Raw genomic sequence first — 23,763 nt, forward strand, 5'->3', positions numbered from 1 at the left:
GAGACGGGACGACCCCTCGCCGCCGGAAATCCGCGCCTGGGAACGAACGTTGTCATGATTCCGGGAGGGGCGTAGAGAACCCCGAACCGCTTCATGAAAGGAATGAGCATGGCCGCGCTGTTTCACTTCCGCTCCGCGGATTTTCCCGACTCGCCCGGGGTCTATCTCATGAAGGACGAACGGGGGCGCATCATCTATGTGGGAAAAGCCATCAGCCTGCGCAAGCGTCTGGCTTCCTATTTTCGTGGGCCGCGCAACCTCTCGGCCAAGACGCGCGCCCTGGTGGCCCGGGTGGCCCGGGTGGACGTGCTGGCCGCGACCACGGAGAAGGAGGCCCTGCTCCTGGAGGAGAGCCTGATCAAGAAACACCGGCCGCGCTACAACGTGGTTCTGCGTGATGACAAGCAATACCTTTTGTTCCGTCTGGACAAGACTTCCAAATTTCCCCGGCTTCAGATCACCCGGCGGGTGACGCGCGACGGAGCGCTTTATTTCGGCCCGTTCACCTCGGCCCAATCCGCGCGCGAAACGTGGAAGCTCCTGGGGCGGATATTCCCGTTGCGCAAATGTTCCGAGAAGGTTTTCCGCAACCGGGTGCGCCCCTGCCTCCATCATCATCTGAATCAGTGTCTGGCCCCGTGCGTGCGGCAGGTGGACGAGGAAGCCTACCGCGAATTGGTGCGCCGGGTGGAACGTTTTCTCTCCGGCCGTGCGGAATCCGTTCTGGCCGAACTCAAGCGCGAGATGAACGAGGCGGCCGAGGCGTTGCGCTTCGAGCAGGCGGCCGTGATCCGCGACCGCATGGCCGCGATCCGGCGCACGGTGGAGCGCCAGGCCGTGGTGCTGCCCGGCGGCGGCGACCTCGACGTGCTGGGGCTGGAGCCGGTGGAGGAGGGCCTCGGCCTGGGAGTGGTTTTCGTGCGCCGGGGCCGGGTTCTGGACGAGCAGGCCTTCCACTTTCCGGACATGAGCCGACAGGAGGCCGCCGAGGTGCTGGAGGGGTTCCTCGTGCAGTTCTACCACGAGGAACGGTTCATCCCCGCGCGTATCGTGGCGGAACAGGCGCTGCCGGACCTGTTGGCCGAGGTGCTGGCCGAGCGCCGGGGTGGAGACGTGCGGTTGGCGCGTCCCCGGGGGCAGGCGGAACGCGGCCTGCTCGAACTGACCCGAGAGGTGGCCCGGCGGGCGGCGCCGCGCCGGAGCGCCGACCTCCTGGCCGGACTGGAGCGACGTTTGCGTCTGGGGCGACGTCCCGTTCGCGTCGAGGGCGTGGATATTTCGCATCTCGGCGGCACCGGCACCCGCGCGGGCATGGTGGTCTTCGAGGAAGGCCGACGCCTGCCCAAGGAGTCCCGGCACTACGCCTTCCCCGAACTCGAGGGTTCCTCCGACGACTACGCGGCTTTGGCGGCCTGGGCCGCGCGTCGTGTGGAGTCCGGCCCGCCCTGGCCGGACCTCGTGCTTGTGGACGGTGGACGAGGTCAGTTGGCGGCCGTGGAGCGGGCATTTTTCGAAGCCATGCGCGGCATGGAGGACGCCCCGATCCTGGAACTGGCGGCCATCGCCAAGGGCGAGACGCGCCGGGCCGGGGAACTGGGCGACTTCATCTTCCGCCCGGGCCGAAAGAATCCCGTGGACCTGCCGCCTGGCGGGCCGGAACTGCTCTTTCTCCAGTCCGTGCGCGACGCGGCCCATCGCTTCGTACTCGGCGGCCAGCGCCGCAGCCGCGCCTCCAAGGCCCTGAAGAGCGCGGTGCTGGATTTGCCCGGCGTGGGACCAAAGACCGCGCGGCTGCTCTGGGAGCGTTTCGGCAGTCTGGAGGCATTGCGGGCCGCGACCAAGGATGACCTGAGGAGTGTGCCCGGGCTCGGCGACAGGCGCGCGGAGAAGATCGTCGAGGCGCTGGCCCGTCTGGGCTAGACGGTCAGCGCCCCGCCCGGCGCGAGGTCGAGCAGTTTCACGCTCGGCGCGATCTTTTGCAGCTGCTTGCTGAAACCCGCCGTGTCCTGCTCCAGGATCGGGAAGGTGCCCCAGTGCATGGGCGCGACCATGTCGCAGCCGAGCAATCCGCAGGCGTGGGCGGCGGACTTCGGGTCCATGGTGAAGTGGCCGCCGATGGGCAGCATGGCCAAGTGGATGTGCTGGAACCGGCCGAACATCTCCATGTCTCCGAACAGGGCCGTGTCGCCGGAATGATAGGCGCAAAAGCCGTCCGGCCAGGTCAGGATGTAGCCCGCGCAGGTTCCGCTGGCCGAAGAATGCATGGCCTGGACCATCTGCACCTCCACGTCCGCCAGGCGCACCGCGCCGCCGAGATTCATGCCCAGGCCCAATTCCTGGGGCAGGCCCTGGGACACGAGTTTGCACACGGTGTCGAAGACGCCCACCAATGGAATGTCGCGTTCGGTGCTGATTTCCACGGCCTGCCCGAGGTGGTCGCCGTGGTCGTGGGTCACCAGCACGGCGTCCACCGACCCCAGCGTCTTGCGCCAGGGTCCGGGAGCCTTGGGGTTGCCGGTGAAGAAGGGATCGATGGAAAAGGCCGCGCCGCCGTGGGCGAGGCGGAAATTGGAGTGGCCGAACCAGGTCAGTTCCATGAACGCCTCCTATTCCCCCCAGCGCTGGAACAGCGTGTTGGGGATGTCCAGTTGGTCCAGAATCCTGCCCGCGAGATGGGCGGCCATATCCTGAATCGTCGTCGGGCGGTGATAGAAGCCGGGGCAGGCGGGCAGGATCGTCGCGCCCGCTTCGCGGGCGGCCAGAAGGTTGCGCAGATGGATGGTCGAAAGCGGCGTTTCCCGTGGCACGAGCACGAGCTTCATGCCTTCCTTGAGCGTTACGTCCGCCGCGCGGTGGATCAGGTTGTTGCCCAGGCCCTGGGCGATGGCCGCCACGCTGGCCATGGAGCAGGGGCAGACGATCATGCCCTGGTGTCGCCAGGAACCGCTGGCCGGGGGGGCGGCGATGTCCTTTTCCGAGTAGAGGGCCCGAGCGGTGCTCCGCAGGAACGCCTCGTCCAGTCCGTCCTCATGGCGCATGACCTCGCGGGCCGCGTCCGAGATGATGGCGAACAACTCCACGTCCTCGCGGGAGCCGAGTTCACGGGCCAGGATTCCGGCGTAGATCAGACCGCTGGCCCCGGTGACGGCCAGAACCACTCGTTTTTTGGGGGATTCAGTGCTCATGATGAGAGTGTAAACGGCCCCTCGGCCATTGACAAGGAGCCTTGATGCCGTAGAGAGTGAATCCGTGCCCTCGCCCTTGACAGGAGCGGGCGCTGAGGATAGCTAAACCCCCTCGCGGGCAATTAGCTCAGCTGGATAGAGCGTTGGCCTCCGGAGCCAAAGGCCAGGTGTTCGAATCACCTATTGCCCACCAGCGAAAACAAGGACTTACGACATAGCGTCGCAAGTCCTTTTTTCGTTTCTGCGCCAGGCGGCTCTCTTGGCCCCGCGTGTCTCTTTGGGGTTGACTGGGGCGATCGACGTCGAGCATCCCTCAGGGCAGATCGTACTTTTTCAACAAAGCGTACAGGCGGGCCCGGGACAGGCCGGACAAGGCGCAGGCTTGCTGGATGTCGCCCCCAGCTTCGGCCAACAGATCACGGAGATAGCGCGACTCCACTTCGGCCACGGCCTGGAGCCGGACTTCCTTCAGCGAAGGAAATGGTTCGTCGCCAGCCGCCCCCGGCTTCTCGACCGATGGTTCCCGGTTGGGCACGGAGGCACGCGCCAGACTCACCCGGATGTTCGTGGGCAGATGCGCCGGGACGAGCACCGGGTCGTTCAGGGCTGCGGCCAGGGAGCGTTCCACGGCGTGGAGCAGTTCGCGGACGTTTCCTGGCCAGTCATAGCTCTCCAGGGCGTCCAGGTAATCCGGCGAGATGCGCTTGGCCGGGAGGCCGTTGAGCCGACATTGTCGGGCCAGGAAATGGCGGCAGAGCAAGGCGATGTCCCCATGTCGGTTCTTGAGGCGCGGCAGGTTGAGGGTCATGGTCCGCACACGGAAGAGCAGATCCTGACGGAAACGTCCCTGTTCCACCATGGCATCCAGATCACGGTTGGTGGCCACCACCAGGCGGAATTCACTACGGACTTCCTTGACACCGCCTACCGGCCGGTAGCAGCCGTCCTGCAGAACCCTCAAAAAGGATTTCTGCACCGCCAGCGGCAGTTCCCCGATCTCGTCCAGGAAGAGGGTGCCCCGGTGAGCTTGGCGCACCAAACCTTCGAAACGGCGGTCCGCGCCGGTGAAGGCTCCCCGTTCATAGCCGAAGAGCTGGCTTTCCACCAGCTGTTCCGGCATGGCGGCGCAATCCACCACCACGAAGGGCTCATCGGCCCGGGCGCTGTTGTCGTGGATGGCCCGGGCGAAGAGTTCCTTGCCCGTGCCGGTCTCGCCGGTGATGAGCACCGAGGCGTCGGTGACCGCAGCCTGGGCCGCCAGGTCCAGACAGCGCCGCACGGCTCGGCTGTCTCCGATGATGCCGCTGCGTTTGAGCCCCAGGGGAAGGAGCTTGCTCTTGCCCCGGTGGTGCTCGATGGCCCGTTGGAGCGGCAGACGGATCTTATTCAGGGTGGGGGGCTTGGCGATGTAACTCCAGGCGCCGCTGCGGATGGCCAGTTCCGCGCCGTCTGGATCGCCAACGCCGGTGAGGATGATGACCTCGGGATTCGATGGACACTCCTGGAAACGGCCCAGGCAGTCCAGGCCGCTGCCGTCGGGCATGCGCACGTCCAGAACGACCACGTCGTAGTCCCCGGCCTCCGCCATGGCCAGGCCCTCCTTGAGGGTGCCCGCGCCGTCCGCCGTGCAGCCCATCTGCTCCACGGCGGTTTGGAGCGCGTCGCGGAGCATGGCGTCGTCGTCCACGATGAGCACGCGCGGCTGGGTCATGCGCCTTCCCCTCCGGAGCGCCGTCCACGGCCGAGAAGCCGCCGGACGAGAACGACCAGTTGATCCATTCCGTAGGGTTTGTCCAGATATTCCAGTGCGCCGAGTTTCCAGGCTTTTTCCCGGGAAACCAGGTCGCTGTGCCCGGAGGCCAGGATGATCGGCAGATGCGGCTCGATTTTGAGCAGTTCGCGCACAAGATCTGGCCCGGTCATTCCCGGCATGGTCGCGTCGGTGAGCGCCAGGTCGAAGCCATGCGGCGCATCGCGGAACAGGCTCAGGGCCTCCTCGCCCCGGGAGCAGGCCGTGACCTCGTAACCGAGGGCCGTGAGGCCCATGGTGCAGGCGTCCAGGATTTCCACTTCGTCGTCCACCACCAGGATGCGGCCGCCATCCGTGGCTTCCAATAGGGGAACCGGCGACAGTTCCGGGATCGCCTGAGCCGTGGCCTCCGAACGCGGCAGGAGAATCTCGAAGCAGGTGCCCGAGCCTGGCTTGCTGCGTACCCGTACCCCGCCGCGCAACTGGTCCACGATGTTCTGGACCACGGCCAGGCCCAGGCCGGTGCCCGAGCCGTCGCCCCGGGTGGTGAAGAAGGGCTCGAAGATGTGCTCCATGTGCTCGGCGTCGATGCCGTGGCCCGTGTCGCGCACGCTGAGGAGCACATGCGGGCCTGGCGCGACGCAGGGAAACGACCGATCCCCGCCCTTGGGCACATCCCGTTCCGTGACGCGCAGCTCCAGGGCCCCGCCGCTGCCGCGCATGGCCCAGGCCGCGTTGGTGCAGAGATTGATGACCATCTGGTGGATTTGCGAGGGATCGGCCAGGACCACGTCGCGCTTGGTCTCCAGTTCCAGGCTGATGGCGATGGTGCTCGGCAGGGTGGGGCGGAGGAGTTTCAGGCATTCCTCCAGGATGGTGGCCAGGCGCACCGGCATGGGGTGGTCGGACTCGTGGCGGCGGCTCAGACCGAGAATCTGGCGCACCAGGTCGCCTGCCCGCTTGGTGGCCTTGAGAATGCGCTCGAAGACCGAGCGCAGCGGGTCGCCCTCGGGCAGGCGGCACAGACCGATGTCGGCCAGAAGCACGATGGGAGCCAGGATATTGTTGAAGTCGTGGGCGATGCCCCCGGCCAGGGTGCCGAGGGCCTCCATTTTCTGGGCCCGGCGCAGTTGGCGTTCGAGGATCTCCACCTCGGTGACGTCGCGCCAGACGCTCACGTAGCCGAGGATGCTGCCGCCCTTGCCCCGGATGGGCGCCAGGGTCTTTTCGCAGCGGATGACCTTGTTGTCCTTGCAGGTGTTGCTCACGCGTCCGGTCCAGATATCGCCCCGAGCGAGGCAATCCATGATTTCTTCCAGACAGCGGCGTTGTTCGGGGCCGACATAGAAGGTGGAGGGCTCACAACCGCGCACGTCCTTGAGCGAGTATCCGGTGAGGGCTTCGAAGGACTGGTTGATGAATTCCACGCGCATGTTCTCGTCGTAGACGATCACTGCGTCGGCAGTCTGCTCGATGGCCGAGGCCAGACGCGTGCGTTCGCGCTCGGCGGCCTTTCGCGCGGTGACGTCCCGGCTGAATACGGCCACGCGGTCCGGCTCCCCGTCTGCTCCCGTGACCCGATGCATGCGCGTCTCCAGGTCCAGACCTGGGATGAGGTTCTCCTCCAGCCGGCAATCCTGTCCGTCCAGGGCGCGGTCCACGGACTCGGCCCATTTTCGGGCCGTCTCCAGGGGGAAGAAGTCGTAGATGCGTTCTCCGGCGAGTTGCCCGGGATCAAGGTGGAAGATGGCGGCCATGGAGCGGTTGCAGGCCAGGACCGTGCCGTCCCGGCGGAGGAGCAGGGCATGGTCCGAGGCGGCGTTGAGCAGGGTGTGGACGAGATCCTCCCCGGGCCGTCGCGGGCAGCGGCGGGACGTGGCGGCAGGGCGTCTGGAGCGCATGCGGCCTCCCCGTCTTCTCGGTGTGCGCCGAGCACGCACCTGAAAAGGCTGTTATCTTCTTATGGAAGACTTTGTCTTGCCGCGCAAGACGTTTCTTGCGCCCTGGAATGGAGTCTGGATCGGAACATAATCGTCAACATTTTGAAATGCGTATCAATTTTTCGACTGGGGGGATTGGGCATGATTCTTGAGTAGAGCCATGCAGCCAGCGACCGCGCGGTCCCGAACGGAAACGCCGGGCGGGACCGCGCAAGGAACGGGAGGGCACGGCATGGCCAGCAGAATCGGTGTGTACGTATGCCATTGCGGCACGAACATCGCCGGCAGGGTGGATTCGGCGGGCGTGGCGCGCTTCGCGGCGGGACTCAAGAACGTGGTCGTGGCCCGGGATTACAAATTCATGTGTTCGGACCCGGGGCAGGACATGATCATCAAGGACATCCGGGAGATGGGCCTGACCCGGGTGGTGGTGGCGTCCTGTTCGCCGCGGCTGCACGAGAAGACCTTCCAGAAGGCCTGCCAACGCGGCGGGCTGAACCCCTTTCTCTTTCAGATGACCTGCATCCGGGAGCATTGCTCCTGGGTAGTGGCCGATCCGGGAGAGGCCACGGCCAAGGCCCGCAACTTGGTGGCCGCGGCGGTGTCCCGGGTCAATTACCATGACGAACTGCATTCCCGCGTGGAGGCCGTACACCCCGACGTGCTCGTGGTGGGCGGCGGAATCGCCGGAATCCAGGCCGCCCTGGACATCGCCAAGTCGGGCCACAAGGTCCACCTCGTGGAGAAGGGGCCTTCCATCGGCGGTCACATGGCCCAGTTCGACAAGACCTTCCCGACCCTGGACTGCGCGGCCTGCATCTCCACGCCCAAGATGGTGGCCGTGGCCCAGGAACCGAACATCAATCTCATGACCATGAGCGAGGTGGTGGAGGTCAAGGGCTACGTGGGGAACTACACGGTGCGGGTGCGGACCGCGCCGCGCTATGTGAACCAGGATCTCTGCACGGGCTGCGGCCTGTGCATGGAGAAGTGCCCCAAGAGCGTGACCAGCGAGTTCGAGGAAGGCATCGGCAAGCGCAAGGCCATCCACCGCAACTCGCCCCAGAGCGTGCCCAACACCCCGGTGATCGACCCCGCCGTCTGCATCCATTTCGTCAAAGGCAAGTGCGGAGCCTGCGAGAAGCATTGCCCCTCCGGGGCCATCGATTTCCAGCAGACCGAATCCTTCCTGGACCTGCAGGTGGGCACCGTGGTTCTGGCCACCGGCTTCGACATCCTCGACCCGTCCAGCCTGCCGCAGTATGGCTTCGGCCGCTATCCCGAAGTCTACACAGGGTTGCAGTTTGAACGTCTGAACAACGCCGTGGGCCCCACAGGCGGCAAGATCGTGATGAAGAACGGCCGTCCGCCGGAGAGCGTGGGCATCATCCATTGCGTGGGCAGCCGCGACGCGAATCATCATCCGTACTGTTCCCGGGTCTGCTGCATGTACGCCCTGAAGTACGACCACCTCATCAAGGACAAGGTCGGTCACGCCACCCGGGTCTACAATTTCTACATCGACATGCGCTGTTTCGGAAAGGGCTATGAGGAATTTTACCGCCGGGTCCAGGAGGAGGGCGTGACCTTCATCCGGGGCCGGCCGGCCGAGATCACCGACCGCGCGTCCACTCCCGCCGAGAAGGGCAAGCTCGTGGTGGTCTGCGAGGACACGCTGCTGGGACGCACCCTGCGTGTCCCCGTGGACATGGTGGTGCTCTGCACGGCCATGACGCCTCGGCGCGACGCCTCGGACGTAGCCCGGGTCTTCGGCATCAGCCAGGGCCAGGACGGCTTCTTCCTGGAGGAGCACCCCAAGCTCGGGCCGGTATCCACGGCCACCGACGGCATCTTCCTGGCCGGAACCTGCCAGGGGCCCAAGGACATCCCCGACGCCGTGGCTCACGCCTCGGGCGGCGCTGGACAGGCCCTGGCCTTGGCGGCGCGCGGCGAGGTGGACATCTCGCCCACGGTCTCCTGGATCAACCCGGACATCTGCGTGGGCTGCAAGATGTGCATCGACCTCTGCGCCTACTCGGCCATCGAGTTCGACGAGCGGCGCAAGGTCTCGGTGATCAACGAGGCCATGTGCAAGGGCTGCGGCAGCTGCGCCGGCCACTGCCCCAGCGGGGCGGCCCAGATCCGCCATTTCAACGGCAAGCAGGTCTTCGCGGAGATGGAGGGGCTTCTGAGCCCGACTCCGGAAGCGCCCGGCGCGGAAGCCGTCTGATTCTGGAAGAAACGGGAGGAAGTCATGGAAGAACTGGTCGTCGTTCCGCAAACGGAATCCCGGACAGTCCCGGGGGAGAGCTTCGAGCCCGCCATCGTGGCCTTTGTCTGCAACTGGTGTACTTACACCGCCGCCGATTTGGCGGGCACCGCGCGCATGGTCCAGTCGCCCAACGTCCGCCTGGTGCGCATGATGTGCACCGGCATGGTCGATCCCAAGTATGTCATCAAGGCCCTTCTGAGCGGGGCCGACGCCGTGCTCGTCTCCGGCTGTCACCCCGGGGACTGCCACTACATCAACGGCAACTACAAGGCCCGCCGGCGCATCAAGCTGCTCAAGGAGATCCTGCCGCGCTTCGGCATCGACGAGCGGCGGCTCAAGTTGACCTGGGTGGGCGCAAGCGAGGGCAACGAATTCGCCGCCACGGTCAATTCCTTCGTGGCCGAGATCAAGGAGCTGGGGCCCATCGACACCCGGCGCCTGCCCTTGCTCTGAACCCCTGATCGAGCGGAGGAACGTCATGGGAACCATCGCCAGAATCGAGGTCAAGGACGGCAATCCGGTGGCCGCGGTGCAAGAACTCTGCGTCCAGCTGCTGGGGGACGATGAGATCGCGGCCGTGCTCGTGCCTCGGCGTCTGCCCGGAACCAATGGGACCATGCCCGCGCTCATCACCGATCCGGCCGAGCTGCGGGACGCCGATCCCCTGGCTCCATCCTTCCGCATCAACGGAGCCCGCATGTTGGCCCGGCTCACCCGGGGCGGCACGGATGGCGGCCTGGTGGCGGCTTTCCTGCGGCCTTGCGAGGTTCGGGCTTTCGTGGAGTTGTGCAAGCTGAATCAGGGCAGCATGGAAAACGCCCTGATCATCAGCGCCGACTGTCCAGGGGCCTTTTCCAATGCGGATTATCCCACCTTCGCGGGAAATGGCGACGCGGCAGAGGCCGAGACGGACTTCCTGCGCGCCGAAGGACGGGGAAACTTCAACGGCGTGGAGATCGCGCGGGCCTGCGCGGTCTGCGATCATCCCTCGAGCGCGGAAGCCGACCTGTCCATCGGCATCTTCGGCCAGAGTCCGGATCAGGGTCTGCTGCTTCTGGCCAACACCCCCCGGGGCGAAGGATTTATGACCCGGCTGCAATTGCCCGAGGTCGTCGACGACGGGGGGCGGAGCAAGGCTCTCGGAGAGCTGGTCGCCGAGCGGAGCGCCGCCCGCGACAGGATGTTCGAGGAGACGTCCGCCGCCACCTCGGACATGAACGGCCTGTCCACTTTCCTCGCGGCCTGCGTCAACTGCTACAACTGCCGGATGGCCTGCCCGGTCTGCTATTGCAAGGAGTGCGTCTTCCTCACCGACGTCTTCGACCACAAGCCCTGGCAGTACATCTCCTGGGCCCGTCAGCGCGGCAGCCTGAAGATGCCCACGGACACCGTCTTTTTCCACATCACCCGTCTGGCCCACATGAGCACCGCCTGCGTGGGGTGCGGGCAGTGCTCCAACGCCTGTCCCAACGGGGTACCGGTCATGGAGCTGTTCCGGACCATCGCCGCCTCAACCCAACGTGCTTTCGAGTACGAGGCGGGCCGAAATCTCAATGAGCCCCCGCCGCTGTCGGTGTTCCGGGAGCGGGAATTCGCCGAGGTCACCGGAGGATTGGAGTAGCCCCCGTCGCGGGGGCCGTGTGGGACGCGGGAGGATCGCATGAAGAAGGAATACGGAGCCCTGGTGGTTGGAGCCGGAATCGGAGGCATCCGCGCAGCCCTGGACCTGGCCGAAACCGGGCACAAGGTGGCCCTCATCGACGCCCGGCCGAATCTGGGAGGAATCCTGACGCAGCTCGATCTGCAATTCCCCACGGATGGATGCGGCATGTGCAAGATGCTTCCCCTGACGCAGCGCGACCAGTCGAGCCAGTATTGCCTGCGCAAGGGATTGTTCCACAAGAACATCGACATCTTCCTGCACACCGAGTTGACTGCTCTGGAGGGCGATCCGGGCAAGTTTCACGCCAGCTTGAGTCGCCGCTCCACCTTCGTGGACCCGGAACGTTGCGTGAGTTGCGGCATGTGCGCCGAGGTCTGCCCGGTGCGGGTGCCCAACGAGTTCAACGCCGGGCTGAACGAACGGGCGGCAGTCTATCTGCCCGTGCCGCACAACATCCCCAACCACTACGTGGTGGACCTGGACAGTTGCCAACGCTGCTGGCGTTGTCACGAGGCCTGCCCCACCGGGGCCATCGACTTCCGTTCGGCCCAGCGCGCCGGATTTCATGTCCTGGTGGTCACGCCGGACGCGGCGGCCGGGGCGGAGCTGACGCAATGGCTCCAGGATCTGGATTTCCCCACGCGGGTGGAGGGCGCAAGCGAGACCGCCGTGGACCGACTCGGCGGCGGCGCGGACTGCGGCCTGTTGCTTTTGGATTTGGACCTGCCCGGCGGCGGGGCCGAGCGGACTCTGCGCCGCGCCCTGGAGTTGCGGCCAGGGCTGGCCGTGGTTCTGCTGGCCGCGCCTGGACACGAGGACGCGGCCGATGTCCTGCTCAAGCTCGGCGCACGCGACGTGCTGCGCAAGCCCCTGGTTCGGGAGACGGCGGTGCCCTGGCTGGACAAGCTCTTCATGCGCTTGGCTTCGGACCAGAGTCTGGAGCTGGAGGTTGGCGCGGTGATCCTGGCCGCCGGGTTCGAGTGCTTCAACCCGGCCACGGCCCCGGCCGGATGCGCCGACATTCTGGCCTACGGCTCGCATCCGGGCGTGCTCACCTCCGTGGAGTTCGAGCGCCTGTGCAGCTCCACCGGCCCCACCGGCGGCCGCATGCTCCGGCCCGGGGACGAGAAGCCCCTGCGCCGGATCGCCTGGCTCCAGTGCGTGGGATCACGGGATGTGAAGCGCAACGCGGACTTCTGCTCCTCCTTCTGCTGCATGATCTCCATCAAGGAAGCCATGCTGGCCAAGAAGCTGTCGGGGGGCGAGGCCGAAACGGTCATTTTCTACATGGACATGCGTACGCCGGGGCGGGACTATCAGCGCTACCGCGACGAGGCCGAAACCTCGGGCGGGGTCCGTTTCGTGCCCGCCCGTCCGCATACCTTGCTGCCCGGACCGGACGGCGGCGTGCTGGTGGAATATTACGACTATTCCGGTGAATTGCGTTCGGAGGTCTTCGATGCCGTGGTTCTTGCCGTGGGCGCCAGACCGCCCCGTTCCATGGAGCGCTTGGCCTTGGCCGCCGGGGTCGAGGTCAACCCGTGGGGTTTCTGCGAAACGAAGCCCCTGGCCCCCAACCGCACGAGCCGACTGGGCGTGTTCGCGGCCGGAGCCTTCGGAGAGCCCAAGGACATTCGCGACTCCTTGATCCAGGCCGGAGCGGCGGCCATGGGAGCCTCGCGCATGATCCGCGTCTACCGCGGGCCGCGTGAGGAGGTGGTGGAGGAGGAGCCGGTCTACACCGATGTTTCCCGCCAGGAACCCCGGGTGCTCATGGCCATCTGCACGTCCTGTCCGACTCTGGAGCGCCGGGCGGACATGGCCGAGCTGCGGCGGCGCATGGAGTCCCTGCCCGGGGTGGCCCGGGTGGTCGAGGTGGCTTCCGCCTGCACACGCCAGGGCTGGGAGGCCATCAGGAACGAGGCCGCCGAGCTGCACCCCAACCGGGTGCTCATTGGGGCCTGTCTGCCGTACGCCCACGTGCCGCGTCTGCGGGAGCTGGGCGAGGCGCTCGAACTCAACCCCGCGCTCATGGACGTGGTGGACATCCACACCGCCGCATTCGCCGGGGGCAACGGGAATAAGTCCGCGCGGACAAACGAGACGGCCTCTCTGTTGGCCATGGCCGAGGCCAAGTTGCTGGGGGCGGATCCCTCGCCCCTGCCACAGGCCACGTCGGTTTCGCCCAATGCCCTGGTGGTGGGCGGCGGACTGGCGGGCATGACCGCCGCCATGGGCATCGCGGACCAGGGGTTCAAGGTCTTCCTGGTGGAAGAGGCCGAAGAGTTGGGCGGCATGGCCATGAACCTGCGCTACACTCTTGAGGGAGAAGATCCCGTCCGCTTCATGGAAGATCTGGTGGAGCAGGTGGAGAAGAACCCCAACATCCGCGTGCTCAAGGACTCCCGTGTGGTGCTCTCGCGCGGGCGGGCCGGACGTTTCGTGACCGTCATCGCCACCGGCGAGGGCGTGGCCCACACCCTGCACCACGGAGCCACCATCCTGGCCACCGGCGGCCGGGAAGCCCGGGTCTACGAATACGGCAACAGGGTGCACAAGTGCGTGCTGACCCAGTTGGAGCTGGAGCAGCGTTTGGCCGATGGCGCGGTGGACGCCTCCGGGCTCGGCGGGGTCGCCATGATCCAGTGTTGGCGCTCGCGCGACGAGTCGCGCCGCTATTGCAGCCGGATTTGCTGCCTGAGCGCGCTGAAGAACATTCTCATGCTCAAGCGTCGCAATCCCGGCTTGCCCATCTACGTCTTCTACCGCGACATCATGAGCACGGGCTTCTCGGAGCACTTCTACACCGAGGCCCGGCGCGCCGGGGCCGTGTTCGTCCGCTACACCCTGGCGAACAAGCCGCGCGTGGAGTTCGAGGACCAGAGGCCGGTGATCACCGCCCTGGACCCCGTCCTGGGAGGTGAGATTCAGGTGCGGCCGGATCTGCTCGTGCTTTCCAGCGGCGTTGAGCCCAACGACGCCGCCGAGGTGGCCGAACTCTTCGGCGTGGGGCTGACCGAGGACGGCTTCTACCAGGAGGCCGAGACCAAGTGGCGGCCGGTGGACTTCCTCAAGCACGGCGTCTTCGCCTGCGGCCTGGCCCTTGGACCGGCCACCATGCGCGACACGCTCCTTTCGTCCAAGGCCGCCGCCCAGCGGGCCGTGCGCATTCTGAACGAGAAGCACCTCACTTGCGGCAACGTGGTGGCCGAGGTCCGCAACACCCTTTGCTCGCGCTGCGGCCGCTGCATCCCGGTCTGCCCGTATGGGGCGCGGTCCCTGGACCTGGAGCACGACGCCATCGTGGTGGACGACCTGCTCTGTCAGGGCTGCGGTTCGTGCATGGCGGTCTGTCCCAACAGCGCCACCGTGTTGCGCGGCTTCCGCGACGAGCAGGTCATGGCCGTGATCGACGCGGCCCTGGCCGGATCGTCCCAGTCCGCGGTCGTGAACACCGGACGGTGAAGGAGGACTCGCCATGAACGAACGGACCGAAGCCGTTTCTCTGCCCGCGGCCGCGACCATCGCGGTCGACATCACGGCCCTGGCGGAAATCCAGGACATGGTGCGGGCCTGCATGCAGTGCGGAACCTGCTCCGCCTCCTGCCCCAACGCCCCGGCCATGGACCGCACGCCCAGGAGTCTGTGGCGCATGCTCCTGCTGGGGCTCGTGGACGAGGTGCTGGAAAGCCGAACTTTCTGGCTCTGCTCGGCCTGCTACTCCTGCACGCTGCGCTGCCCGCGCGGCCTGCCCCTGACCGAGGCCATGGCCGCGCTGAAGCGCTTGGCCGCCACCGACGGCCGGGCCGCGGACCGCAAGCGCGGGCTCTTCTACGAGGACTTCATACGCAACGTGGAGAAGAACGGGCGGGTGCGCGAAACGGAACTCATGCTCCACTACTTCCTGGACATGCGCGATCCGCTCCTGCCCCTGGACTACACCCCGCTCGGCCTGAAGCTCCTGCGCAAGGGCAAGCTGCGCCTGGGCGGAAGCGGACAGCGAGGCAGGCTCGGCCCGCTCTTCGCCAAGGTCCGTGAAATGGAGGCCCGGCCATGAAGTACAGCTACTATCCCGGCTGCTCCCTGGAGAGCGGGGCGGTGGAGTACGACCTTTCCAGCCGCGAGGTGTTGCGTCTGCTCGGCGTGGAGCTGGCGGAAATTCCGGATTGGACCTGCTGCGGCGCGAGCGCCGTGGAGCCCGTGAGCCGCCTGCTGACCCTGGCCCTGCCGGCCCGCAATCTGGCCCTGGCCGAGCGCGAGGCTCCGGACGCGGACATGCTCGTGCCGTGCAGCGCCTGCTACCTGAACCACATGCGCGTGGAGCGGGAATGCGAGGCGGACCGCAAACTCGCGGCCAGGGTCAACGAGGCCCTCTCCGCCGAGGGACTGAGCCGCTCAGGCACGGTGCGGGTCCGCCACCTCCTGGACGTGCTCGCCCGGGACGTGGGCCCGGAGCGGGTGGGCCAGGCCGTGGTCCGCCGCCTGGAGGGGCTGACCGTGGCGCCTTATTACGGCTGTCAGGTGCTGCGACCCTATCCGCTGTTCGACGATCCGGAACGTCCGGCCTCGATGGAGCCCCTGCTCAAGGCCTTGGGGGTCGAGGTCTTGGACTGGGACATGGGCGGCCGCTGCTGTGGAGCCTCGCTCATGGCCACCAAGCGCGCGGCGGCACTGGCCCTGGTGTCCGCCATCCTGGACGCGGCATCTGAGGCGGATCTCATCGTCACGGTCTGCCCCATGTGCCAGATGAACCTGGAGGCCTACCAGAAGGAGGCCATCCGCTCCGGCGGCAGGGGACGCCCGGTGTCGGTGCTCTATCTGCCTCAGCTCATGGGCCTGGCGCTGGGTCTTTCGGAAGACGACGTGTTGTTGGGCAAGAACATGGCGGTCACGGACGCTCTGCGCGGCAAGCTGCGCGCGCCCGCGGCCGCGACGGTCTGAGGTCACGGAACCCCAACAGGAGGGTGAGGATATGTTCAAGGACATCCTTTTGGCGATCACGCCGTCGGAATTGTGCGACTGTGCGGCTGACGCGGCCTTCCACTTCGCGCAGCGGTTCGAGTCCCGCCTGGTCGTGGTGCATGTCTGTGGCATGGTCCAGGGCTGGGGCGAGATGGAGTTCCTGGAGTCTTCCGGCGAGGTCGGCCGGATCAAGGCCTCGGTGGAGGAATACTACAAGGACAAGCTCAAGGGGCTTGAGAACTACGAGATCAAGGTGGTGCCCGGCGTGCCTCACGCCGAGATTCTGCGCATCGCCCGCAAGATGAACTCCGACCTCATCGTCATGGGGCCGCACACCAAGGAATACGCGGAGTTGCGTTCCCGCCAGTGGGGCATGGCCGGCAGCACCCTGGAGCAGGTCAGCCAGAAGTCGCGTTGTCCGGTCATGATCGTGGCCAAGTCCACGCCTTACGGCGAACACAATTTCATGAACATCGTCGCCGCCACGGACTTCTCCGAGCAGGCCGATTGCGCGGTCTTCTACGGCGGCCAGATCGCCCGGCATTACAAGGCCGGTCTCTCGGTCTTCCACTGCGTGGACGCGGGCGGAGAGTCTGGTCGGGTTTCGTTGAGCCAGGAGGAGATCCGCCGCTCCATCGAGACGGCCAAGACCGCTCTTGAGGACCGGTACGGAGACAAGCTCCGGGGCATCAAGAATTGCTCCTTCGACGCCTGGGAGGGAATGCCCGCCATGGAGATCCTCAAGCTGGCGCGGATGCGCGAGGCCGATCTCATCCTCATGGCCCACCATACCCGTGAAACCGATCCCGAGAAGGCCTTCCTGGGATCCACCGTGGTCCAAGTGGCCCTCAACGCCACCTGTCCGACCATGAGCGTGAACCGTCATTTCGACCTGCGCTGCGGTCTGATGTACGACCAGGGCGGCGAAGTGGTCTCGGAAACCGGTATGGCCGCCGTCTAGCCCGGGAAGGAATGCCATGAACGAACTGATCAGGGTGCTGGTGGTGGACGACGACGCGCGTTTCGCCGGCAATATGGCCAAGCTCCTGGAGGCATACGGCCTCTTCGCCGACACGGTGAACAGCGGTGAGGAGGCCGTGAAGACCTTGGGCCGGGACGCCTACGACGTGGTGCTCCTGGACATGCGTCTGCCCGGGCTCACCGGTACGGCCACCCTGGAGCGTCTGGGCGAGGCCCGGGTCGGGGCCAGGATCATCGTGGTCACGGGGCACGCCTCGCCGGACGACGCGGCCGAGTTCCTTCGGCTGGGGGCTTTCGACTACCTGCTCAAGCCCTGCAAGACGGAGAAGCTCCTGGAGGTGATCCGCAGGGCCCACGGAAGCAGGACCGGGGCGACGGTCGGCTAGCGCCCGGCGCGGCCAAGGAGGGAATGCCATGGGAGAGACAATGACGACGCTGACGCCCAGGACCAGCGAATTCCTGGGCAAGGTCATGAACCTGATGCCGGAAGGCGGAAACCTGTCCATGTGTCTGACCTGTGGTGCCTGCGCTGCAGGGTGTCCAGCGTCGGGCCTGCACGACATGGACCCGCGCAAGTTTCTTCGGCTGTGCGCCCTGGGACAGGATGAAATCGTGCTCTCCACCCCCTGGGTCTGGATGTGCACCATGTGCCAGCGATGCGTTTACGCTTGTCCCATGCGCATCGACATTCCGCGTCTGATTTACGAGGCGCGTTCTTCGTGGCCCAGGGAGAACCGGCCCAAGGGCATCCGGGGTTCCTGCGACCAGGCGCTGAACACGGAAGGCAATTCGGCCATGGGGGCGAGAAGCGAGGACTTCAAGTTCGTGGTCGAGGACATCCTGCAGGAGGTCAAGGAGTCGCAGCCCGGCTGGGAGGATCTTTCCGTTTCCTTCAATCGCCAGGGCGCGGAGTATTTCCTGAACCAGAACTCCCGCGAACCCGTGACCGAGCCGGACGAGATGGTCCCGCTGTGGAAAATCCTGCACACCACGCAATGTGATTGGACCTATGGAACATTGGGCTGGGCCGCCGAGAACTACTGCATGTTCCTGGCCGACGACAAGGCCTGGGAAACGATCGTGCGCAACAAGGTCCGGGCTGTGGAGGAGCTGGGATGCCGCTATTGGCTGAACACGGAGTGAGGGCACGAGATGTACGCAATCCGGTCCGGATTGCAGAAGTTCGGCATCACCCCCAAGTTCGAGATCGAGAGCATCATCCGCCTGTATGCCCGTTGGATACGGGAAGGGAAGCTGAAGGTCAGTTCCGACTGGAACCGGGATATTGGAGTAACCTTTACGGTCCAGGATCCCTGCCAGCTCGTGCGCAAGTCCTTCGGCGACCCGGTGGCCGAGGATCTGCGGTTCGTGGTCAAGTCCGTGGTCGGCGAGGAGCACTTCATCGAGATGTACCCCAACCGTTCCAACAATTATTGCTGCGGCGGCGGGGGCGGCTATCTCCAATCCGGCTTCACCGCCGAGAGGAGAGCCTATGGGGAAAGGAAGTTGCGACAGATTCTGAACACCGGCGCGGACTATTGCATTGCTCCGTGCCACAACTGCCATTCACAGATTCACGATCTCTCCGAACATTCAGGCAAGCATTTTCCGGTGGTTCACCTTTGGACCCTTATCTGCTTGTCCATGGGGTGTCTTGGAGAGAACGAGCGCAGCTATCTGGGCGAAGACCTGGCCGGCGTGGGGCTATGACGCGTTGCGGGGCGCGTCCGGCCTCCGGGCCGGGCGCCCCCGCGACGACGCCCCGCAGCGAGTGAGGTTCGCCATGAGCACCGTCATTCCCACCTCCCTGGATGAGGAAATCCGGCTGCATCTCGCCAAGTTCGATTTCAGCGCCTGTTTGGCCTGCGGGGCGTGCAGCAGCGGCTGCCCGAGCGGCGACGCCCCGGACAACGAGGGCTGGAACATCCGCAAGGTGTTGCGCATGTTGGCCTACGGGATGCTGGACGAAGTCGTGGCCTCCAACTTCCCCTGGCTCTGTACGGGCTGCGGCCGCTGCGCCCTGGCTTGCCCCATGGGCCTGGACATCGTGCCGATCATGCTCCATATGAAGCACCTCCGCTCCCGCGACGCGGTGCCCGGCGTGCTCCAGAAGGGCATCGTGAACAATCTGGAGAGCGGCAACAACATGAACATCTCGCGGGACGACTACCTCCAGGGCATGGCCGAATTGGGCCAGCAGCTCTCGGACGAGGAGTGTCCCGGCTTCTACGTGCCCGTGGATCGCGCCGCCGCCGACATCCTGTTCTTTCCCAACTCCAAGGAAGTCTACGGCGACTTCGAGGATCAGTTCTGGTGGTGGAAGATATTCTACGCCGCGGGAGAGAACTGGACTGTGCCCTCAGAGGGTTGGGAGGCAGTGGATTGGGCCCTGTTCACCGGCAACTACGAGGGAATCAGGGCCCTGGCCGAGCGCAAGATCGAGTTCATCAAGCGGCACGGCATCCGGCGAATGATCATGCCGGACTGTGGCGGCGGCTCCTACGGTTGCCGGACCGGCATGAAGCACTGTATCGAGCTGAACGAGGAGAATAAGGTCAATTTCATTTATCTTTATGACTACCTGAAGGAAATCATCGAGCAGGGGCGGATCAAGCTGGACAAGAGCGTGCATGCCGGCAAGCTCTTTACCTGGCACGATTCCTGTAAGCACGGCCGCGAACTGCTCAAACACTACGGGCAGGCGTTTTTCGACGAACCACGCTGGATTCTCTCCCAGTGCGTGGACGACTTCGTGGAGATGACGCCCAACCGCGAGGCCAATTACTGCTGCGGCGCGGGCGGGGGCAACTGGCCAGGCCCCTTCGAGAAACAATCGGCCTTCCACGGCCGCTACAAGGCCGAGCAGATCCGGCGTACCGGCGCGGACGTGGTGGTGGTCGGCTGTTCCAACTGCCGCGACCAGATCATGAAGCGCCTGCCCAAGTACTACAAGGATCTCAAGTACGAGGTGAAGTACCTCTGGCAGGTGGTGGCCGAGGCCCTGGTCATCGAACCTTGGGCGGATGACGTCGTGAACCGCGCGACCCTGGAGGCCGCCGCTCAGTGGAAGGCATTCGGCATTGAACCGGAGGTCTGAACAGGGAGGTCGCCCGCGATGCATCCGAGATGATGAAGGCCCTTCTGTTGGTGGGCGTTGAAGACAAAGGACTTGCGACATGAAATCGCAAGTCCTTTGTCGTTTTCACGCCTGCGAACCTGTCCAGCAGCGGCGTCCGGCGTTCTCTGTCCGGGGGCCTGGAAAAGCCTTTTGTTTCTCTCGGGAATGGCTTAACCAAACCCGGCGGGGGAGTTCCCCCAAGGAGGTCGAGAAGGTTTCATGTCCATTGTCGAACGTTTGCTGGACGCCTATCCTCGCGAGGGCGACATCCCTTCCGAATATGCCCTGGCCGCTCCGCTGGAGGATCGCGGCTATCTGCTCAACGGTGAGATTCTGCGCTGGCCCGGCGAAATGACGCGCATCGATTCAACTGTGGCCGTTCGTTCCGGCGACCGGCTCGCTCCGGTTCATCTCGGCTACGGTCCGGTTCTGGACGAAGCGGCCGGCTTGGCGGCCGTGGCGGCCGCCGACGCGGCCTACGGCGACGGCATGGGGGCTTGGCCGACCATGGGCGTGGCCGAACGCATCCGACACGTGCGGGAGTTCATCCCTCGCCTGGAGGCGTGCCGTGACGATGTCGTCCGGTTCATGATGTGGGAGATTTGCAAGCCGCTGAAAGAGGCTCGGGACGAATTCGAACGCACCGTGGAGGACATCCGCGACACCGTGGAGGCCCTCGATGGCCTGCATCGCGCCTCGGCCCGCTTCGTCGAGGAGAAGGGCATCTTCGCCCAAATCCGGCGCGCCCCCCTTGGACCGGTGCTCTGCATGGGGCCCTACAACTATCCCCTGAACGAGACCTTCGCCACGCTCATCCCGGCGCTGCTCATGGGCAACACGGCCATCGTCAAAACCCCGCGCCAGGGCCGCCTGATCTTCGGTCCGCTTCTGGAGGCCTTCCGTGACTGTTTCCCAAAGGGCGTGGTGAACGTTCTGCACGGCGACCGCCGCGTGGTCCGGCCCATCCTCCAGTCCGGCAGGATAAGCGTGTTGGCCTTCATCGGCACGAGCGCCGTCGCGGCCTCCCTGCGTGCACTCCATCCCCACCCGAACCGCCTGCGCTGCGTGCTCGGCCTGGACGCCAAGAATCCGGCCATCGTCACGGAATCCGCGGACATGGAGCTGGCGGCCTCGGAAGTGCTGACCGGCAGCTTGGCCTTCAGCGGCCAGCGCTGCACCGCGTTGAAGATCGTCTTCGTGCATGAGAGCCGTCTGGACGAGATGCTCGAACGTCTGTCCCGGGGCATCGGAAGGCTTACCGTGGGCATGCCCTGGATCCAGGGCGTGAACATCACTCCCCTGCCGACGCACGGCAAAATCGAGTACCTGACGGAGCTGCTGGACGACGCCCGCTCCCGGGGGGCGCATGTGGTCAATCCCGACGGCGGCGCCTCGGTGGGGGCCTTGTATCATCCCGCCCTGCTGTCGCCGGTGAGCGGGGACATGCGTGTCTTTCACGAGGAGCAGTTCGGGCCGATCGTTCCCGTGGTGCCGTATCGCGACGCCCGCGAACCCATCGAGGCCCTGGTGCGTTCCAAATACGGACAGCAGGTCAGCGTGTTCAGTTCCGACCCCGAGGCCCTGGCCCGACTCATCGACCCTCTGGTCAATCAGGTCTGCCGGGTGAACGTCAACAGCAAGTGCCAGCGCGGCCCGGATACGTTCCCGTTCACGGGGCGCAAGGACTCGGCCGAGGGCACGCTCTCGGTGAGCGACGCCCTGCGCTGCTTCTCCATCCGCACGCTGGTGGCGGCCAAGGGCACCGAAGGCAACAAGGCCCTGCTCAACGACATCGTGGGCGGGGGCAGGTCCACGTTCCTGTCCACGGACGGATCCTTGTAGAGGGAGACGACCGGGAAGCGGAAGAACGCAACCGCAGCGAGGGAAACATGGCGCGCATCATCTATGGAGTCTGGGATTCGCGGGTCCATGACAATCGGGGCAAGGGCCTGTTTGAAATCCCGGAATCGGTGGAGCTGGCCGAGTTCGACGCCTTCAATCAGGGCAACCCCATCAAGGCCTTCGTGGGCGACCGGGGATTCTTCGTCTTCGCCCCGGACACGAGCCTGCTGGACGCCCTGTTCCGCCACTTGGCCGCCGCCGCCGTGGAATCCTGCGGAAAGTGCACGCCTTGCCGCGTGGGATTGCATCTCATCCAGGAAAAACTCGCCGCCTTGCGTGACGGCAAGGGCGGGCCGGAACTCCTGGACGAGGCCGCCGAACTGGCCCGGCTGGCCGGATCGACCTCGCGCTGCAACCTGGGCCGCTCCAGCGCCGTGGCCCTGCTGGCCGCCGTGGAGCATTTCCGCGATGTGCTCGAGGCCGAGATCCTGGCCGCGCCGCTGCCGGTGCAGCCCGGCCAGTCCTACACCACGGCCCCCTGCGTGGAGGCCTGCCCGGCCAAGGTCAACGTGCCGCGCTACATCGACTACATCAAGGACGGCAAGCCTTCGCATTCCCTGGGCGTGATCCTGCAAAAATATCCCATGGCCGCCACCTGCGGCCGGGTCTGCGTGCGCTTCTGCGAACAGGCCTGCCGCCGGGGCCTGGTGGACGAGCCCGTGGGCATCAAGACCCTCAAGCGCTATGTGGCCGACCACGAGCACCATCTTTCCGAACATTGGTTCACCCGCGACCTCATCGAGGAAGAGAAGCCGTCGCATCTCAAGGTGGCCGTGGTGGGCGCCGGCCCGGCGGGCATCTCCTGCGCCTACCATCTGTTGCTCAAGGGCTATCCCGTGGACGTGCTGGAGGCCCGCGACGAGGCCGGAGGCATGGCCGCCTGCGGCATCCCCAGCTATCGTCTGCCCAAGTCCGTGCTCAAGTCCGAGGTGCGCATCGTGGAGGATCTGGGCGGCCGCATCTTCTACAATCGCCGCATGGGTCGCGACTTCACCCTCGACGATCTCTTCGCCCAGGGCTACAAGGCCGTGTTCCTCGCCCTGGGCTGCTCCACGGGCCGACCGCTGGGCGTGAAGGGAGAGCACTGCTCCGAGGGCTGTCGTTCCGGCGTGGATTTCCTCCTGGACGTGCATGATCACGTGGAGGGCCAGCGCCCCATGAGCCTGACCGGCAGGACCGTGGTGGCCGTGGGCGGCGGCAACGTGGCCATGGACTGCGTGCGCTCGGCATTGCGTCTGGGAGCCAAAGCCGTGCATCTGGTCTACCGCCGGGGCCGCGAAGACATGCCGGCGGATCACGAGGAGGTCGAGGCCGCCGAGCAGGAAGGCGTGATCTTCCATTTTCTGAGCAACCCCACGCGCATCCTCTCCGAGGATGGGCGGGTCATCGGCGTGGAACTCATCGAGATGCGTCCGGTGGAGACCGACGGCCGGGGACGGCGCGGGGTGGACCCCGTGCCCGGCACGGAGCGCGTACTGCCCTGCGACCTGCTCATCTCGGCCGTGGGTCAGCAGATGGACAGCGCTTCCGTCAGTCCCGGCGACGGCGTGGTCATCGACAAACGCGGCTGCCTGGAGACCGACCCCATGACTTTGGCCACGGCCCGACAAGGCGTCTTCGCGGGCGGCGACTGCGTGCTCGGCCCCTCAACCCTGATTCATGCCATGGCCAACGGCCTCAAGGCCTCTCGGGCCATAGACGACTATCTGACCTACGGCCGGGTGCGCTTCTTCGCCCGCAGCCGCATGCGCAAGCTCATCAACGACTTCATGGTCCGCTCCAAGGAGTGGACGGACGCCCCGGTGAAGCACCTCTACCGCATCCGGGGGCAGGAACTGGATCCCGCCGAACGCCGTGAACTGTTCGAGGAGGTGGAGCGCCCGATCGGACAGGAGGAGGCTTACCGCGAGGCCGGGCGTTGTCTGCGTTGCTACCGAATCTATTCCCTGGTCACGGAATCGCCCATCCCCAAGGGCAGCTACTAGGAGGA

The 23,763-nt window shown here is 65.7% G+C and carries 17 protein-coding genes and 1 tRNA gene; 14 read left to right on the forward strand and 4 right to left on the reverse strand.

Annotated elements, in window-relative coordinates; all coding sequences use genetic code 11:
• Positions 1–108: 108 nt before the first annotated feature.
• Complete coding sequence (gene uvrC, locus H587_RS0101680; protein ID WP_034608397.1) at positions 109–1,920, forward strand: excinuclease ABC subunit UvrC; 1,812 nt, start codon at positions 109–111, stop codon at positions 1,918–1,920.
• On the opposite strand, the gene H587_RS0101685 is transcribed toward uvrC, so the two are convergent.
• On the reverse strand, positions 1,917–2,597 hold the full coding sequence (locus H587_RS0101685) for a metal-dependent hydrolase (protein WP_027174777.1): 681 nt from the start codon (positions 2,595–2,597) through the stop codon (positions 1,917–1,919). The genes uvrC and H587_RS0101685 overlap by 4 nt on opposite strands.
• A gap of 9 nt (positions 2,598–2,606) precedes the next feature.
• Complete coding sequence (locus H587_RS0101690; protein ID WP_027174778.1) at positions 2,607–3,185, reverse strand: UbiX family flavin prenyltransferase; 579 nt, start codon at positions 3,183–3,185, stop codon at positions 2,607–2,609.
• Between the two features lie 116 nt (positions 3,186–3,301).
• On the opposite strand from H587_RS0101690, the gene H587_RS0101695 reads away from it, so the two are divergent.
• Positions 3,302–3,378, forward strand: a tRNA-Arg gene (locus H587_RS0101695).
• A gap of 120 nt (positions 3,379–3,498) precedes the next feature.
• Here H587_RS0101695 and H587_RS0101700 read toward each other — a convergent pair.
• Together H587_RS0101700 and H587_RS16890 are read right to left on the reverse strand one after the other, a co-directional pair.
• Positions 3,499–4,896, reverse strand: a complete 1,398-nt coding sequence (locus H587_RS0101700) for a sigma-54-dependent transcriptional regulator (protein WP_027174779.1) — start codon at positions 4,894–4,896, stop codon at positions 3,499–3,501.
• Complete coding sequence (locus H587_RS16890) at positions 4,893–6,836, reverse strand: hybrid sensor histidine kinase/response regulator (RefSeq protein ID WP_051202362.1); 1,944 nt, start codon at positions 6,834–6,836, stop codon at positions 4,893–4,895. Before H587_RS16890 ends, H587_RS0101700 begins: the two co-directional genes overlap by 4 nt.
• A 271-nt stretch (positions 6,837–7,107) precedes the next feature.
• On the opposite strand from H587_RS16890, the gene H587_RS0101710 reads away from it, so the two are divergent.
• The 12 genes from H587_RS0101710 to H587_RS0101765 all read left to right on the forward strand — a co-directional run bounded on the left by H587_RS0101710 (position 7,108) and on the right by H587_RS0101765 (position 23,758).
• Complete coding sequence (locus H587_RS0101710) at positions 7,108–9,105, forward strand: CoB--CoM heterodisulfide reductase iron-sulfur subunit A family protein (protein ID WP_027174780.1); 1,998 nt, start codon at positions 7,108–7,110, stop codon at positions 9,103–9,105.
• A 24-nt stretch (positions 9,106–9,129) separates the two neighbouring features.
• A complete protein-coding gene (locus tag H587_RS0101715; protein ID WP_051202363.1) occupies positions 9,130–9,600 on the forward strand; it encodes a hydrogenase iron-sulfur subunit in 471 nt (156 codons plus the stop codon).
• Positions 9,601–9,625: 25 nt separating this feature from the next.
• A complete protein-coding gene (locus tag H587_RS0101720) occupies positions 9,626–10,768 on the forward strand; it encodes a 4Fe-4S binding protein (protein WP_027174782.1) in 1,143 nt (380 codons plus the stop codon).
• A 39-nt stretch (positions 10,769–10,807) separates the two neighbouring features.
• Positions 10,808–14,275 (forward strand): 4Fe-4S binding protein, encoded by a 3,468-nt coding sequence (locus tag H587_RS0101725; RefSeq protein ID WP_027174783.1) that lies wholly within the window; start codon positions 10,808–10,810, stop codon positions 14,273–14,275.
• 13 nt (positions 14,276–14,288) lie between these two features.
• Positions 14,289–14,867, forward strand: a complete 579-nt coding sequence (locus H587_RS0101730; RefSeq protein ID WP_027174784.1) for a 4Fe-4S dicluster domain-containing protein — start codon at positions 14,289–14,291, stop codon at positions 14,865–14,867.
• Positions 14,864–15,751, forward strand: coding sequence for a CoB--CoM heterodisulfide reductase iron-sulfur subunit B family protein (locus H587_RS0101735; RefSeq protein ID WP_027174785.1), 888 nt, complete (start codon positions 14,864–14,866; stop codon positions 15,749–15,751). The genes H587_RS0101730 and H587_RS0101735 overlap by 4 nt, the downstream gene beginning before the upstream one ends.
• 31 nt (positions 15,752–15,782) lie before the next feature.
• The gene (locus H587_RS0101740; RefSeq protein ID WP_027174786.1) at positions 15,783–16,733 is read left to right on the forward strand and encodes a universal stress protein; all 951 of its coding nucleotides are present in this window, start codon (positions 15,783–15,785) and stop codon (positions 16,731–16,733) included.
• Positions 16,734–16,749: 16 nt separating this feature from the next.
• Positions 16,750–17,139, forward strand: coding sequence for a response regulator (locus tag H587_RS0101745; protein WP_027174787.1), 390 nt, complete (start codon positions 16,750–16,752; stop codon positions 17,137–17,139).
• 40 nt (positions 17,140–17,179) lie between these two features.
• On the forward strand, positions 17,180–18,463 hold the full coding sequence (locus tag H587_RS20120) for a (Fe-S)-binding protein (RefSeq protein WP_245560806.1): 1,284 nt from the start codon (positions 17,180–17,182) through the stop codon (positions 18,461–18,463).
• A gap of 73 nt (positions 18,464–18,536) precedes the next feature.
• Positions 18,537–19,850, forward strand: coding sequence for a (Fe-S)-binding protein (locus tag H587_RS0101755; protein WP_027174788.1), 1,314 nt, complete (start codon positions 18,537–18,539; stop codon positions 19,848–19,850).
• Positions 19,851–20,090: 240 nt separating this feature from the next.
• Positions 20,091–21,713, forward strand: coding sequence for an aldehyde dehydrogenase family protein (locus tag H587_RS0101760; RefSeq protein WP_027174789.1), 1,623 nt, complete (start codon positions 20,091–20,093; stop codon positions 21,711–21,713).
• Positions 21,714–21,760: 47 nt separating this feature from the next.
• Positions 21,761–23,758: an FAD-dependent oxidoreductase gene (locus tag H587_RS0101765; protein WP_027174790.1), complete on the forward strand. Its 1,998-nt coding sequence runs from the start codon at positions 21,761–21,763 to the stop codon at positions 23,756–23,758.
• The last annotated feature ends 5 nt before the right edge of the window (positions 23,759–23,763 follow it).

The sequence above is a fragment of the Desulfovibrio aminophilus DSM 12254 genome (genome assembly GCF_000422565.1).
Lineage (GTDB): Bacteria > Desulfobacterota > Desulfovibrionia > Desulfovibrionales > Desulfovibrionaceae > Aminidesulfovibrio > Aminidesulfovibrio aminophilus.